Here is a 14,812-nt window from a genome sequence, read left to right on the forward strand (position 1 = left end):
GGTCTCGATGGCCGTCCGCAGCAACATCGTCGGCATCGACAGCCCCGAGGCACTGGAGAAGGCATTACGGGCGGCCTATTACCTCGCCGACGAGGGACTGGCGACCGCAGCCTATCTCGGGCTGGCACTCGGCAAGCCATTGCTGCTCGAGGGCGCGCCGGGCGTCGGCAAGACCGAGGCCGCCAAAGCTATTGCCGCCGTCCTCGGCCGCCGCCTGATCCGCCTGCAATGCTACGAAGGCATCGACGCGTCCGCCGCACTCTATGAATGGAACTATCCGCGCCAGATGCTCGCCATCCGTCAGGCCGGTGATGAGAGCATCGACATCTATGGCGAAACGTTTCTGATCGAGCGACCCATGCTGGCGACGCTGCGCGCGCCTGACTCGACTGTGCTGTTGATCGACGAAATCGATCGCGCCGACCAGGAATTCGAGGCCTTCCTCCTCGAATTCCTGTCCGACTTCCAGATCTCGATTCCAGAACGCGGTACGGTGCGCGCCTCCGAGCGCCCGGTCGTCGTCCTGACCTCAAACCGCACGCGGGATCTTCATGAAGCGTTGCGGAGACGCTGCGTCTATCACTGGATCGACTATCCCACCGCTGAGCGCGAAGCGCGCATCGTGATGATGCGGGCCTCCAGCGTCGCCGAAGGGACCGCGCGGGCCGTCGTCGCGGCCGTCGAGAAACTGCGGCACGAGCCGCTCAGCAAGGCGCCCGGAATCGCCGAGGCCGTCGATTGGGCTGAGGCCGCCACGCTGTTGCACAAGGGCGGCGCGCGGTGGCCCGATGCCTTCAAGCGCTCGATCGGCGTAGCCCTGAAAGACGAGGAGGATCTGCACTTCATCTCGCCGCGCCTCGATGCCCTGCTGGCGGAGGCCTCTGCATGAGCGCCGAACCCGAACTGCCGCGCGCTGCGCGTGTCTTCATCACCTTCGTCGGGCTGTTGCGAACGAACAGGTTTGCCGTCGCACCGGAACAGACGACCTCGTTCCTGGCCGGAATCCAGTTGCTCGGTCCCCGCAGCCTGGAGGACATTCGGCAGGCAGCCCTCGCAACACTGGGCCCTCCACCGGAGCGTCGCGCAACGTTCGACCGGCTGTTCGATCTGCACTTTCGTGGAAACGAGGCAATCGAGCGCGTCGATGACGGTGAGGACGACGAGACGGTTCGGCTGCAAGAGGAGGCCCGCGGAAACAATGAGCCGCTGTTGTCGGACGAGGCCAATGAGTCCGGTCTCGCAGCGGCGCGCGCCGAAGCCCTCGTCGAGCGCCGGTTTGCGCAGCTCTCGACCACCGATGCGCTGCGCCGGCTGTTCCGCGAGGCGCCCAGACGCCTACCGAAGCGGCGCGGCCATCGCCGCATGCGGGCACGCAGCGGGCCCTACGCGGATTTGCGCCGCACCCTGCGCGACTCCGTTCGCAGCGACGGCGAAATCCTCCGGCTGGGACGTTTGAAGCGGCGGCAGCGCCCACGCAAGGTGTTGCTTCTGATTGACGTCTCCGGCTCGATGAAGACCCGCACCGAGGAGAATATGAAGTTTGCGCACACGCTGGTACAGGCGGCGCCCAACGTCGAGGTCTTCACCTTGGGCACACGGCTGACCCGTATCACCCGGCCGTTGCGTCTCAAGCGGCGCGAGCAAGCGCTCAACGCCGCGGCCTACGTGGTGAGCGACTGGGACGGCGGCACCCGAATCGGCGATGCGCTTCAGGCCTTTCTCGCGGTGCCCCGCTTCGGCGGATACGCGCGCGGCGCCGCCGTGATCATCGTTTCCGACGGCCTGGAGCGAGGCGAACCCGATGCGCTACGCGATGCGGTCGCGAAACTGTCGCGCCGTGCGTGGCGCGTGAGCTGGCTGACGCCGCTCGCGTCTGGTCCCGGCTTTCGCCCGCAGACCGAAGCGCTGGTCGCGATCGAACGCTTCGTCGACGACCTCGTCGATGGTGGATCGAGCGCGTCGATCGTCGCGCACGTGCTGGCGCTGGGACAAAGGAGAGTTGCGTGACCGACATCGTCGATGGGCACCATCATATCTGGCGCCAGGCCGACCTGCCCTGGCTGGTGGGTCCGCTGCAGCCGCGCATCTTCGGTCCGTACGAGCCGATCCGGCGCGATTACCCGATCGAGGAATATCTCGGCGACCTCGAAGGCAGCGGCGTCACCCGCTCGGTCTATGTCCAGACCAACTGGGCCAATGACCGCTTCGAGGACGAGGCGGCTTGGGTGCAGCAGACCGCCGAGGCGCACGGCTGGCCGCATGCCATCGTGGCTTACGCCGACTTTTCAGTGGATGACGTGCGTCCACAACTCGACCGCCTGAAGCGCTATGCCCTGCTACGCGGCGTTCGCATGCAACTGCATTGGCACGAGAACCCGCTTTATCGCTTTGCCGCGCGGCCCGATCTCTGCACCGATCCCGTGATCCAGCGCAATATCGCTCGCCTTGCGGACTATGGCTGGAGCTTTGACCTTCAGGTGTTCACGCCGCAGATGCCGGACGCCGCACACCTTGCGGAATCCTGTCCCAAGGTGACCTTCATCCTCCAGCACGCCGGCATGCTCGAGGACCTTTCACCCTCAGGCCGCGCCGCGTGGCGTGCCGGGATGGCCCGCCTCGCCGCCTGCCCGAACGTCGTGTCGAAACTGTCAGGGCTCGGAACCTTCATCCAACGCAACGACCCCGCGCATATCGCATCCGTCCTGACGGACACGATTGCGATCTTTGGCGCCGAACGCTGCTTGTTCGGCTCTAATTTTCCAATCGAGAAATTGTGGACCAGCTATCGCGAATTGATCGATGCGTTCCGTGACGCTGCAGCGCCGCTACGAGATGATCAGCGCGAAGCTATTTTCAGAACGACAGCCATGCGCGTCTATCGGCTCTGAGCGCCGAGGAAACCAATAAGAACGGACACAGGGAGGGACGGAATGCCGCTGGAAATCAAAATCCTGGACTATGGCGATATCGAGCTGGAATCGAGCTTTCTGGTTCTCGGCCACGACTGCGGCCGCACCCGCCGTGTCCTCACCCTCGGCTTCCTGATCCTCGGCGGCAAATACCCGGTCGTGGTCGATACGGGTTACCGCTCCAACCAGATCATGGAAACGCTGGGGATGCGCGGCCTGCAGTATCACGAGCACATGATCGAGAACCAGCTTGCGCGGCACGGCGTGCGGATGGGCGATGTGCGTTTCGTCTGCCACACCCATCTGCATATCGACCACGCTGGCAAGGACGATCTGTTTCCGATGAACACGACCGTCGTCCTCAACCGCCGCGAGCTCGAGTATTCCGTGTCCGGCCTGATGCATCCGCAATATCCGGCGCCGGATATCAAGCATCTGATCGACCGTCTGCACACCAAGAGCGCGCTGCGCTTTCTCGACCTCGAAATCACGGGTCCCATCGAGCTGATGCCGGGCGTCTACTGCGACGCCGCGAATGCGCATACCGAGGGGTCGATGAACATCATCGTAGAAACCGCCGACGGCATCGCCACCATCTGCGGTGACGTCATCTATGATTTCAACGACCAGATCGTGACGCCCTTCAACGAGATCCACGACTGGGAGCCACGCACCACGGGCAACCACGGCACCACCAAGCGGGCCGAGAAGGCCGCCATCAAGAAGCTGCTCAGCAATTCGCGCTATCTGCTGCCGGTCCACGACCGTCCCGCCAAGATCGAGGGCGGCAACGTCGTCGGCCGGCTGCACGACCAGGTCCCTGGACCGGTCGTGCAATCCCTGCCCCAGCGCAACTGGTTTCCGGCCTAGACGCCAGAGGATGGACGATGACGCACGTCACCTTGCGCTCCGAATTCGAGACCCTGATCGATCCTTACGCACCGGTCGCGCAGATCGGCACCGGTTTTGACTTCACGGAGGGACCGATCTGGCATCCGGTCGATCATTATCTGCTGTTCTCGGACATGCCGGGCGACGTGCGCCGGCGCTGGGATGGGCGGCGCGGCATCGCCGAGGTCAAACGTCCGTCGAACAAGTGCAACGGCATGACCTATGACGCCGAGCTCAATTTGATCGTTTGCGAGCACGCGACATCGTCGTTGATCCGCGAGCGGCCGGACGGGCGGCGCGAGGTGCTAGCCTCGCACTTTGGGGGGCAGGAGCTTAACAGCCCCAACGACGTCTGCGTGCACTCCTCCGGCGCGATCTATTTCTCGGATCCCTGGTACGGCCGCATGCCAGTCTATGGCGTCGAGCGGCCAAGGCAGCTCGGTTTCCAGGGCGTCTATCGCGTCGTGCCCGGCGCCGAGCCGAAGCTGGTAGTTGACCGCAATCTGTTCGACCAGCCGAACGGGCTGTGCTTTTCGCCGGACGAGAAACTGCTCTATGTCAACGACACCGTGCAGGCACTGATCCGCGTGTTCGACGTCAACGGCGACGGCTCGCTGTCGAGTGCGCGTGTATTCGCGAGCGGCATCCGCTCCGAGCTCGAGCCCGGCTTGCCGGACGGCATGAAGTGCGACCAGCACGGCAACGTCTGGGTTACGGCACCCGGCGGGGTCTGGGTCTATTCGCCCCGGAGCGAGCTGCTCGGCAAGCTCCGCCTGCCCGAGCTCGTCGCCAACCTTACCTGGGGCGGGCCGGATTTCCGCACGCTGTACCTGACTTCGACGCACTCGGTCTATGCCATTCCCACCAAAGTCGGACCGCGCCACGAGCCCTATATGAGCGGCAAGCGAGGCGGCGGCACAGCGGCCGCCGGCTCTGCTTCCGCTGCCCCCGTCCTCGCCGACGGCGAAATGCAGCTCGACCCGCGACGATGTGCCATGATCATCCAGGATCTCCAGAACGACGTTATCATGGACGGTGGCGCCTTTGCCGATTCCGGCGCACCCGGGCATGCGCGCCAGCAGCATGTTGTCGAGAATGTTCGCCGCCTGGCGGAAACGGCGCGGGCGCGCGGCGTCGCCATCATTCATGTCTGGTTCGTCGTCGAGTCCGGCGCGCCCGGCGTGACCTTGAATGCGCCCCTGTTCGAGGGTCTCGTCGACAGCAAGGCGATGGTGCGCGGAAGCTGGGGCGCGGCACCGGTGTCAGGTCTCGAACCACGGCCCGGCGACTTCGTGGTCGAGAAGGTGCGCATGAGCGCCTGGGAAGGCACGAGGCTCGAAATAATTCTGAAAGCAACCGGCCGCGACATGATCATCAACACCGGCGCCTGGACCAACATGTCGGTCGAGCACACGGCGCGGACCGGTGCCGACAAGGGCTACTTCATGGTTGTTCCTGAGGATTGCTGCTCGACCATGAACGCCGATTGGCACGCTGCGTCGATCAACTTTGCCATGCAAAACGTCGCCGTCGTGACCAAGGCCGATGCGGTCATCAAAGCGCTGGGATGAGCGGTGGCGAAGCTCCTGCACCTGTCCTGCTCGCCCCGCGACGACTCTTGGTCAAGCGCCGGCGCCCGCGTTTTCCTTGACGGCTTTCGCCGAGCTCGGCCCGATTGGGACGTGGACGTCATGAATCTCTGGCGCGAGCGCCTGCCGGAGTTTTCAGGCCCCATTGTCGAAGCCAAGTATGCACGGATGAAGGCGCAAGCCTTCAACGACGCGCAGCGGGATAGCTTCGCTGAAGCCGAGCGGATGGCGGTGCGCTTGGCGCTTGCCGATCGTGTGCTGATCTCAACTCCCATGTGGAACTTCAGCATTCCCTATAAGCTTAAGCAATGGTTCGACGTCATCGTCCAACCCGGGCTTACCTTCCGGTTCGACCCGTCCCTGGGATATATCCCGCTGCTGAAGGACCGGCCGACCATCGTCATCATCGCCAGTGGCAGCGATTTCGCGACCGGAATGAACCGCGGGCGCATCGACATGGCAACGCCTTACCTGCGCGAAATTTTGCGTTTTGTCGGGATCAGCAATGTCCGCTTTATTCCGATTGGGCCAACCACCGGACCGCAACAGCCCATCGAAGCGGCCCGCGAAAGAGCCCACCAACGTCTGGCCGAAATGGCCGCGAGCTTCTGATGCGCCTCGCAGGCCAGTCGAGGTTACGGCAGATTGTCCCGCAGAAAAATGTCAATGCGGATGCGCTCCTGGTCGGGGCTGATGGGCTCACCCGAACAATGCGCGAGCAGAACTCTCGCCGCAGACCGTGCCTCGTGGCCGGGATCCTGGTTGATGATTGCATCGAGCGCGCCGCGCACCAGGAAACGCCGTGTATATTGAGTGAGCTCATGGGCAATCCAGACCACCTCACGCGCGCGGCCCGAGGCCTCGAGTGCGTCGGCGATGCCACGGTTGCCGGCGCCGCAGCAGTAGATGCCGCGAAGATCGGGTTGGCGCGCGAGCAGTGCCGCAGTGAGCTCCCGCGTCCGCCCGCTGTCGTCGCGGCCCTCGACCACCGGCAGCGCGAGCAGGTTCGGATACTCGCTGGACAGGATCTGGTGGAAGCCGAATTGCCGTTCGGTGTGATCGCGCAGCGACAACGATCCCGCGATCACGGCCACCGTCCCCTTGCGACCAGTGAGGAACCGTCCCATCAGCGTTGCAGCGGTGCGGCCTGCCGCCGGATTGTCGATGCCGACATAGTGCAGGCGACGCGAGCTCGGCGCGTCCGACACAAGCGTCACCACAGCGACCCCGCGCGCGGTGAGTTCGTCGATCGCCGCGCGTACCCTGGGATGGTCGAGCGCGATGACGGCGACGCCCTGATACGCCGGCGAGAGATTTTCCAGCGCGACGGCGAGTACATCCGGATCGAACACGTCAACATGGAGGATATCAATGAAGCCGCGCTGGCCGGCGAGCCAGTCCGCGGTGCGCTGGACCTGCTCGGTCAGGTTGGTCATGAAGCTGTTGCTGCCGGTCGGCAGCACGAAGGCAAAGCGGAACGTCTGCCCGCGGGCAAGCCGAGCGGCCGCGACGTCGGCGCGATAGCCGAGTTTTGCCACCGCGGCCTCGACTCGCGCGACGGTCTTGGCGCGCACGCCCTCGCGCCGGTTGACGACGCGGTCGACCGTGGCGAGAGAAACACCCGCCGTGCGCGCGACGTCCTCAAGCGTGGCACGAATCACCGGCTGAGTCGCACCAGCGTTCATTCGCGCGCGGCCCACAGCATGCCACGGGTCATCAACGTTCGGATCTCCGGTACGTCGAGCTCGTAGGCGCGGTGGCCGAGCGAGGAATAGAACACCCTGCCCGCGCCGTATCGCTTCTTCCAGACCACGGGCATCACCACGCCCTCGATCCAGGGCGCGTGCTCGCCGGTGAAGGTCGTCGTCGCCAACACCTCGTTGGCGGGGTCGACATGCATGTAGTATTGCTCGGAACGGTGCTCGAAACTCTTCAGGCCCTTCATGATGGGATCATCCGGCTTCGTCAAGTCGACCTTGTAGTCGATGATGTTGCCGGGATGCGCAACCCACTGCCCTCCGCACAGGAACTGGTAGTCGACGGAATCGCGGAACGCGTCCCCCATGCCCCCATGATGGCCGGCGAGCCCGACGCCGCTGCGGACCGCAGCGCAGAGATTGAGCGCTTCCGCCTTCTCGATCTTCGCCATGGTATAGATCGGGATGATCAGTGACAGGTCGTGAATCGCGGGATCGGCGAACGCGGCGGTGGTGGTTTCGGTCCGCACCTCGAAGCCTTCCGCTTTCAGCCAGCCGCGGATCATCGACGCACAGAGATCGGGATCGTGCCCCGGCCAGCCGCCCCATACAATCATTGCCTTGCGCATGTTTCTGTCCTTAGTCGATCTGTCCGGTTTCACGCCCGGCCGGCAGCATCGCAGGCCGCTCGACGTAGCTCTCGATCTTGACGCGTCGCCCTTCGTCGGCAGAGGTCTGGAACGCCTCCATCACCTCCAGCACGTGGAAAGCGAGCGCGCCGCTGGCACGATGCGGCCGGTTGTTCAGGATCGCAGAGGCCATGTCGGCGACGCCAATGGAACGGAACTCGCCATCGACATGACCATGAGTCAGCGGCACCGGCTCCCAGTCGCCGCCGGTCTTGGCGACCTGCACCTCGCCGCCGAAGCGGTTCGGATCGGGCACCAGCATGCTGCCCTTGTCGCCATAAATCTCGATTGGCGCGTGCCGGTGCTTCGGCACATCAAAGCTCATCACGATCGAGACGACCGCTCCGCTCTCGAATTCGAGCGTGCCGGCGACATGGGTCGCAACTTCGACCGGGATCAGCGTTCCGTTCATTGGCTGGCTGGTGACCAGCCGCTCGGATTTCGGACGCGCGGTCGAGCCCATCACGCTCGCCACCGGGCCGAGCAGCTGCACGAGATCGGTGATGTAGTACGGCCCCATGTCAAGCATCGGCCCGCCGCCGCGCAAATAGTAGAAACCCGGCGCCGGATGCCAGCGCTCGTGGCCGGGGCAGCCGAAGAACGCGCTACCGGCTACAGGCGTGCCGATCGCACCATCGTCGATCAGCTTGCGCGCGGTCTGGTGTCCGCCGCCAAGGAACGTATCGGGCGCGCAGCCGACGCGAAGACCCTTTTGCGCGGCGAGATCCATCACCTTGCGGGCTTCCGTGACGTTGATGCCGAGCGGCTTCTCGGAATGAACGTGCTTGCCGGCGTTTAGCACTGCGAGGCTGACGTCAGTGTGGGCGAGTGGCACGGTGAGATTGATGACGATCTCAATATCGTCCCGCTTGAGCAGTTGATCGACCCGCATCGCCGGCAGTCCGAAGGCGGAGCCCTGCCGCTCCGCGACGTCGCTGCGCATATCGGCGAGCGCCTTGATTTCCATGACCGGGAATCGCTGGGCCGCCTTCAGATAAGCGGTGCTGATATTGCCGCAGCCGATGATGCCGATGCCGACTTTTCTCATTGTGATCTCCGTGAGGTACCGTTCACCCCTTGACCGCGCCTGCGGTGAGGCCAGCGACGATGTGTTTCTGCGCCAGAAGAAAGAGAACGATCGTCGGCAGAATGGTCAGCGTGATGAAGGCGAGGATCAGATGCCACTCGGACGAATACTCGCCCTGATAAACCATGATCCCGAGCGGCCAGGGATAGAGCGCGTCGGTGTTGAGCATCACCAGTGGCAACAGATAGGCATTCCAGCTGTTGACGAAGGTGATGGTACCGACGGTTGTCAGGATCGGCCGCGATAAGGGCAACGTCACATAGCGGAAGAATTTGATATAGCTGCAGCCGTCGACCAGCGCGGCCTCCAGCAGTTCGTAGGGGATGTCCTTGAAGAAACGCCGCAGCAGCAGCACGCTCATCGCAAGACTGAAGGCCGTCTGCGGCAGGGCAACGCCAAAATATGTATCGAGCAATCCGAGATCGCGCACTTTGATGAAGAGCGGCAGCACCGCTGTCGCGGCCGGAAACAGCAGGCCCAGCGTCAGATAGCTCAGCAGCATCGAGCTGCCGTAGAACCTGATATGGGCGAAGGTGAACGCCGCCATCGAGGCTACGATCAGGGTCAGTGCAACCGTGAGGGTCGAGATGATCAGCGAGTTGCGCAAGAGCTGCCAGTAGCGCGCCGAGAACAGGATGTCGGCATAGTTCTGCCACTCCCAGTGACGTGGCAAGCCGAACGGATTGACGCGCAGTTCGCCGAGCGATTTGAAGCCACCGAACAAGGTCGCGAGCAGCGGTACTACTACGATGATGGCAACGACGGCGAGGAACACCATCTTGAATAGCATTGAGGGATCAAACGGCGCGCGGATAGCCTTGGCGTTACTCATCGCGCATGAACCATCGCTTGTACGTGAAGGCAAAGGTCACGCAGATCGCGAACAGAATGACACCGATAGCGCTCCCGTAGCCGACCCGCATGCGCGAGATGCCGTTGTTGTAGAGAAAGCTCACCATCGTGTTCGAGGAATCCGCGGGCCCGCCGCGCGTCAGCGGCATGACGAGGTCGAACAGCTGCAGCGAGCCGACGATGGCGAAGAACACGGAGAGCCGAATCGTCGGATAGAGCAACGGGATGACCACATGTCGCAAGGCTTGCGATGGGGTCGCGCCGTCAATGCGTGCCGCCTCGACCAGGCTCTTGTCGAGGCTCTGGAGCGCTGCGATGAACAGCATCATGTGGAAGCCAAAGTACTTCCAGACGATCACGATCAGCACCGCCAGCATGGCCGTATCCGTCGAGGCAAGCAGATGTGGGGGCTCGGCGCCGAAGGTGCGCCAGATCGAAGCTACAAGGCCGTAGTCGCCATCATAGACGAAGCTGAAGATCAGCCCGGTCGCGATCTCCGCCAGGATATAAGGCATGAAGAACAGCATGCGCAGCGCCACCGCCCCTCGAAAGCGTTCGGCGAGCATCAAGGCCAGCGTGAGCGCAAGCGGCAGCTGGATGGCGAGCGAAACTCCGATAATCAGGCCGTTGTTGCGCAGCGCGAGCCAGAAGGCGCGGGTCTCCGGCACAAAGCGGTAATTGTCCAGGCCGATCCAATTGGTCGGCCTGCCGAACCCGTTCCAATTGAAGGCCGAATACCAGGCTGCTTCGCCGATCGGCAGCACAACGAACAACGTGAACAATAGCAGCGCCGGTGGCAGGAACAGGATGAGCACCGTCAGCCTGCCGTCCCAACTTGGGCCGCGGATCGAGACCTGTGGCACCATCTCGCCAGCAGCGCCGATCGCCGACACCCTCGCGGTCCGCCGCGCCACCGTCAGTTGCCCTGCTTCCACGCCGCCTCGATCGCCTTGGCAGCCTCTTGCGGGCTCATGCTGCCGCCGGCGATCTCGGCTGTGACGTCGTTGACGACGCGGCCGACCGACGGACCGAGGCTCTGGTCATAGAAATTCTGGTGGTAGTTCGACTTCGCCAGATTGGCGGCAATCAGCTTCATGAAGGAGTTGTTGAGGCCGACATCTGCGCCCTGCACCACCGGGATGATGAAGTTGCCGGCGGCAAGCCGCGTCTGCACCTCTTTGGAGACGAAATATTTCAGGAAATCGACAGCCTCCTTCGGCGAGCCTTTCGTAATCAGCCAACCGGTGATGCCGCCGAGCGTATCGGTGGGCGCGCCCTTGCCGCCGGTCACGACCGGGAAGTCGAACCAGCACATCTTGTCCTCGGTCAATCCGGCCTTGTCGGCGGCGAGAGCGCGCTGCAGATGATAGACCGTGCTGATCGCCAGCGTCATCGCCGCCTTGCCGTCCCCGAAATAGCCGACGGCTTGCGGATTCTTGAAACCCAGGAAGCCATTCTGGAACGGCTGGAGATCGACGAGCTGCTTGAACAGCTCGCCGGATTTCTGGAAGGTTTCGCCGGCAAAGCCGCCGTTCTCGCCGCGCAGCGCCGCATCGAACGCCGCCTTGCCGCCGATGCGCACAGCAAGATGCGTCCAGTAGAAGTGCAGCGGCCATTTGTCGGCGCCGCCGACGACGATCGGGGTCACGCCGGCGGATTTCAACGTCTTCACGGCTGCAAGCAGATCGTCCCAGCTCTTAATCCCGGCAGGATCGACCTTCGCCTTGGCCATCAGCTCCTTGTTGCAGAGGAAGCCGACCTGCGAGAGCGCCGTGGGCAGACCATAAACGCGGCCGTTGCTGGTGAAGGCGGCGAGCGCCGCGGGCGTGAGACTGTCGCTGTAACCCTTCACAGAATCGGTGATGTCGTCGAGCACACCGGCCTCGATCTGCGTCTTCAGGACACCGCCCGCCCAGCTGTAGATGATGTTGGGCCGGTCTTTGGATTGCAGGATGGTCGGCAGCTTGGCCTTGTAGGCCTCGTTCTCGAGGAACTGCATCTCGACCTTCACGCCCGGATGCGACCCCTCATAGGCGCGCGCAACCTCCTCCCAGATTTTGACCTGGGCCGGGTTGGCCTCGATGTGCAGCCACTTGACCGTCGTTTCGGCCGCAGCGAGTTTCGCTCCGAACAGGCATGCGACTACGGCCAGTCCCAGTTTCCCGAGCAGTCTCATCACATTCCTCCCAACGGCTTTTATTCTTTGGTGCAATCCTGCCCTCGATTTTTGAGGTACGCAACTGAAATTCTGATCTATGCACCTCACGAGCGCAGTAGCTAAGGTGAGCGGGAGAGTCGGCGGCGCGTTGCGCTGCCCCAACGCAAATCGAGGGATATCCATGGCTGCCGTTTATTCCGACCTCGCCGGCAAGGTCGTTCTCGTCACCGGGGGCGCATCCGGAATTGGCGCTGCGATCGTGCGGCGCTTCGCACAGCAGAAATCCAATGTCGTGTTCTTCGACATCAAAGTTGACGAGGGCCAATCCCTGGCACGCGAGCTTTCGGACCAAGGTCTTGGCGCGCATTTCATGCGTGCCGACTTGACCGATATCGCCGCATTACGTGCCGGTGTCGCGGAGGCGCGCAACGTGCACGGCGCGATCAACATCCTCGTCAACAATGCCGCGCATGACGAGCGGCACAGCACCGAGGAAATGACACCGGAATATTGGGACGACCGTATCGCGGTCAACTTGAAGCACCAGTTCTTTGCTGCGCAGGCCGTGTTGCCGGACATGAAGGCGGCGAACGCCGGCGCCATCATCAATTTCGGCTCGGTGTCGTGGATCGCCGGACAAGGCGGCATGGCCGCCTACACCGCCAGCAAATCAGGCGTGATCGGTCTCACACGCTCTCTGGCGCGCGATTACGGCTCCTACAACATCCGCGTGAACGCGATAGCGCCGGGATGGATCATGACCGAGCGCCAGCTCGATAAATGGATGACGCCCGATGGCGAGGTCGAGCTAATGCAACGACAATGCCTGAAGCGCAAGCTCGTGCCGGACGAGGTCGCGAAGTTCACCATCTTCCTCGCTTCAGACGAAGCCTCCGCCTGCACAGCCCAGCACTACATCGTCGATGGCGGCTGGGTCTGAGGCGGACCAGACCGGATCGTGCATTACTTGCGAGCGGCTCGGAACCTCGTCAACCAAGCTCCTGCCGAACCTTGGCGGCCGCATCGCACATCGCCTTCAATTTCCCGAACGCGACAGCACGTGGCATGTATTTCATGCCGCAGTCGGGCGCCGGAACGAGACGATCAGGCGACACATATTTCAGGCCGTTGCGAATGCGGTCGGCGACCGTGTCGACGCTCTCGATCTGGGGGTCTGCGAGGTCGAGCACACCAAGCATGATTTTCTTTGAGGAGAGGTCCTTCAGAACGCCGAGGTCGAGTTTTGGCTGCGCCGCCTCGATCGAGATCTGGTCGGCAGTCGTATCGTCGAGCTCGGCGAGGAACGAATAGCCGGCCGGCTTGTTCGAGCCCGGCACGACCGCCGCATAGCCGAAACAGAGATGCACGACGGTCGGCACTGTGATGCCCCTCAGCGCGCGGTTGATTGCCTTGACGGCGTAGCGCTTGGCAGAATCCGGATTGTTCCGCACCCAGGGCTCGTCGAGCTGGATCACGTCTGCGCCCGCTCTTTGCAGGTCGAGCGCTTCGGCATTGACGGCCTCCGCCAGGGCCATCGCGAGCTCTTCGTCGTCCTTGTAGAACTCGTTCTTGGCCTGCTGGCTCATGGTGAACGGACCCGGCAGGGTGATCTTCGCTGCACGATCGGTATTCCTGCGCAGGAACTGCATGTCGTGCAGCTCGACCGGTCCCTTGCGTTTCACCGGGCCGACGACGCGCGGCACCGGGGTCTGGGTGTTACCAGTGCGCGCAACGATCATCGCGGGATTGTCTCCGTCGATCCCGTCGAGCGCCGTGGCGAAGCGGTTGGAGTAGCTTTCGCGGCGGATTTCGCCATCGGTCACGATGTCGATGCCGGCGCGCTCCATGTCGCGGATCGCGACGATCGTCGCATCGTCCTGGGCCTCCTCCAGATGTTCCGCTGGCAGCCGCCACATGTCGTGCAGGCGGGTGCGCGGCACCACTTTCGACAGCATGGCGCGATTCACGAGCCATTCCGGCTGCGGATAACTTCCGACCACCGTGGTCGGGAGGATATGCGTTGGCATCGGCATGACGGTCTCCTTGTTATTGCTGTGGAGCGCGGCCAATCAGGCCGCGCGCGTCGCCTTGGCCGGCACTTCGTCCTTGACGGGATTGCTGAGGACCCCGATCCCGGAGATCTCGATCTCCACGACGTCGCCGCTCTTCATCCACAGCGGCGGATTACGATAAGCGCCGACACCGCCGGTCGTGCCTGTGACGATGACGTCGCCTGGCGCGAGCTCGGTGAAGGTGGAGCAATAAGCAATCAGGGCCGGCACGTCGAAGACGAGATCGGAGATCGGGGCCTTCTGCACCTCGACCCCGTTGAGCCGCGTGATCAGCGTCTGCTTGCTGACGTCGGTCAATTCGTCGGTCGTGACCATCCAGGGCCCAAAGCCGCCCGTGCCGGCGAAATTCTTGCCGGGGGCGAATTGCGAGGTGTGGCGCTGCCAGTCGCGGATGCTGCCATCATTGTAGCAGGCATAACCGGCGACATGGTTCAATGCGGCTTCGCGCGAGATGCGGCGGCCGGCCTTACCGATGACAACCGCCATCTCGCCCTCATAGTCGAAGCGCTCGGATTCGAGCGGCCGGATCATCGGCTGGCCATGTCCGACCTGGCTGTTGGCGAAGCGGGTGAAGATCATCGGGTGTGGCGGGGTGGGATGGCCGCTCTCGGCCAGATGGGTGGCGTAATTGACGCCGATGCAGAAGATCTTGTCGGGATCGGGGACCGTCGGCAGCAGTGTGACGTCCTGCAGCGCGTGGTCGGGCTTCTCGCCGGCAAGCTTCTTCAATTCGTCGAGCGATCCCTTGGCAAGCAGCGTCTTCAGCGTCGGATAGGCCTTGAGACGCTTGCCGGCATCGATGACGCCGTTGTCGGTGACAATGCCAAAGCTCGCGCTGCCGGCGATCGTGAAACTTGCGATTTTCATC

At 63.3% G+C, this 14,812-nt stretch carries 15 protein-coding genes; 7 read left to right on the forward strand and 8 right to left on the reverse strand.

Annotation, left to right across the window (positions count from 1 at the left end; genetic code table 11):
* Nucleotides 1-7: 7 nt before the first annotated feature.
* From GWG67_RS02370 to GWG67_RS02395, 6 genes are read left to right on the forward strand one after another with little or no spacing between them, the layout of a single operon-like run.
* Nucleotides 8-889 (forward strand): MoxR family ATPase, encoded by an 882-nt coding sequence (locus GWG67_RS02370; RefSeq protein WP_275167536.1) that lies wholly within the window; start codon nucleotides 8-10, stop codon nucleotides 887-889.
* Nucleotides 886-2,007 (forward strand): VWA domain-containing protein, encoded by a 1,122-nt coding sequence (locus GWG67_RS02375; protein WP_275167537.1) that lies wholly within the window; start codon nucleotides 886-888, stop codon nucleotides 2,005-2,007. Before GWG67_RS02370 ends, GWG67_RS02375 begins: the two co-directional genes overlap by 4 nt.
* Complete coding sequence (locus GWG67_RS02380) at nucleotides 2,004-2,888, forward strand: amidohydrolase (protein WP_275167538.1); 885 nt, start codon at nucleotides 2,004-2,006, stop codon at nucleotides 2,886-2,888. The genes GWG67_RS02375 and GWG67_RS02380 overlap by 4 nt, the downstream gene beginning before the upstream one ends.
* Before the next feature lie 42 nt (nucleotides 2,889-2,930).
* Nucleotides 2,931-3,779 (forward strand): MBL fold metallo-hydrolase, encoded by an 849-nt coding sequence (locus GWG67_RS02385; RefSeq protein WP_275167539.1) that lies wholly within the window; start codon nucleotides 2,931-2,933, stop codon nucleotides 3,777-3,779.
* Nucleotides 3,780-3,796: 17 nt separating this feature from the next.
* Nucleotides 3,797-5,371: an isochorismatase family protein gene (locus GWG67_RS02390; RefSeq protein ID WP_275167540.1), complete on the forward strand. Its 1,575-nt coding sequence runs from the start codon at nucleotides 3,797-3,799 to the stop codon at nucleotides 5,369-5,371.
* A 3-nt stretch (nucleotides 5,372-5,374) separates the two neighbouring features.
* On the forward strand, nucleotides 5,375-6,001 hold the full coding sequence (locus tag GWG67_RS02395; protein ID WP_275167541.1) for an FMN-dependent NADH-azoreductase: 627 nt from the start codon (nucleotides 5,375-5,377) through the stop codon (nucleotides 5,999-6,001).
* A gap of 23 nt (nucleotides 6,002-6,024) precedes the next feature.
* Here GWG67_RS02395 and GWG67_RS02400 read toward each other — a convergent pair whose 3' ends face one another.
* The 6 genes from GWG67_RS02400 to GWG67_RS02425 are packed head-to-tail and all read right to left on the reverse strand — an operon-like array spanning nucleotide 6,025 to nucleotide 11,890.
* Nucleotides 6,025-7,074, reverse strand: a complete 1,050-nt coding sequence (locus GWG67_RS02400) for a LacI family DNA-binding transcriptional regulator (protein WP_275167542.1) — start codon at nucleotides 7,072-7,074, stop codon at nucleotides 6,025-6,027.
* Nucleotides 7,071-7,715, reverse strand: a complete 645-nt coding sequence (locus tag GWG67_RS02405; RefSeq protein WP_275167543.1) for a ThuA domain-containing protein — start codon at nucleotides 7,713-7,715, stop codon at nucleotides 7,071-7,073. The genes GWG67_RS02400 and GWG67_RS02405 overlap by 4 nt, the downstream gene beginning before the upstream one ends.
* A 10-nt stretch (nucleotides 7,716-7,725) precedes the next feature.
* Nucleotides 7,726-8,823: a Gfo/Idh/MocA family protein gene (locus tag GWG67_RS02410; protein WP_275167544.1), complete on the reverse strand. Its 1,098-nt coding sequence runs from the start codon at nucleotides 8,821-8,823 to the stop codon at nucleotides 7,726-7,728.
* 22 nt (nucleotides 8,824-8,845) lie between these two features.
* Complete coding sequence (locus GWG67_RS02415; RefSeq protein WP_275167545.1) at nucleotides 8,846-9,694, reverse strand: carbohydrate ABC transporter permease; 849 nt, start codon at nucleotides 9,692-9,694, stop codon at nucleotides 8,846-8,848.
* Entirely contained in the window at nucleotides 9,687-10,580 is an 894-nt protein-coding gene (locus tag GWG67_RS02420; RefSeq protein WP_275167810.1) for a carbohydrate ABC transporter permease, read from the reverse strand. Before GWG67_RS02420 ends, GWG67_RS02415 begins: the two co-directional genes overlap by 8 nt.
* A 50-nt stretch (nucleotides 10,581-10,630) precedes the next feature.
* Nucleotides 10,631-11,890, reverse strand: a complete 1,260-nt coding sequence (locus GWG67_RS02425; protein WP_275167546.1) for an extracellular solute-binding protein — start codon at nucleotides 11,888-11,890, stop codon at nucleotides 10,631-10,633.
* Between the two features lie 163 nt (nucleotides 11,891-12,053).
* Here GWG67_RS02425 and GWG67_RS02430 point away from each other — a divergent pair, with 163 nt between their 5' ends.
* Nucleotides 12,054-12,812 (forward strand): SDR family NAD(P)-dependent oxidoreductase, encoded by a 759-nt coding sequence (locus GWG67_RS02430; protein ID WP_275167547.1) that lies wholly within the window; start codon nucleotides 12,054-12,056, stop codon nucleotides 12,810-12,812.
* A 49-nt stretch (nucleotides 12,813-12,861) separates the two neighbouring features.
* Here GWG67_RS02430 and GWG67_RS02435 read toward each other — a convergent pair whose 3' ends face one another.
* Together GWG67_RS02435 and GWG67_RS02440 are read right to left on the reverse strand one after the other, a co-directional pair.
* The gene (locus GWG67_RS02435; protein WP_275167548.1) at nucleotides 12,862-13,905 is read right to left on the reverse strand and encodes a 5-methyltetrahydropteroyltriglutamate--homocysteine methyltransferase; all 1,044 of its coding nucleotides are present in this window, start codon (nucleotides 13,903-13,905) and stop codon (nucleotides 12,862-12,864) included.
* 36 nt (nucleotides 13,906-13,941) lie between these two features.
* Nucleotides 13,942-14,811 carry a fumarylacetoacetate hydrolase family protein gene (locus GWG67_RS02440; RefSeq protein ID WP_275167549.1) on the reverse strand — a complete coding sequence of 290 codons (870 nt, stop codon included), beginning with the start codon at nucleotides 14,809-14,811 and terminating at the stop codon, nucleotides 13,942-13,944.
* Between the last annotated feature and the right edge of the window lies 1 nt (nucleotide 14,812).

Source organism: Bradyrhizobium sp. CSS354 (assembly GCF_029051725.1).
Classification (GTDB): Bacteria; Pseudomonadota; Alphaproteobacteria; order Rhizobiales; family Xanthobacteraceae; genus Bradyrhizobium.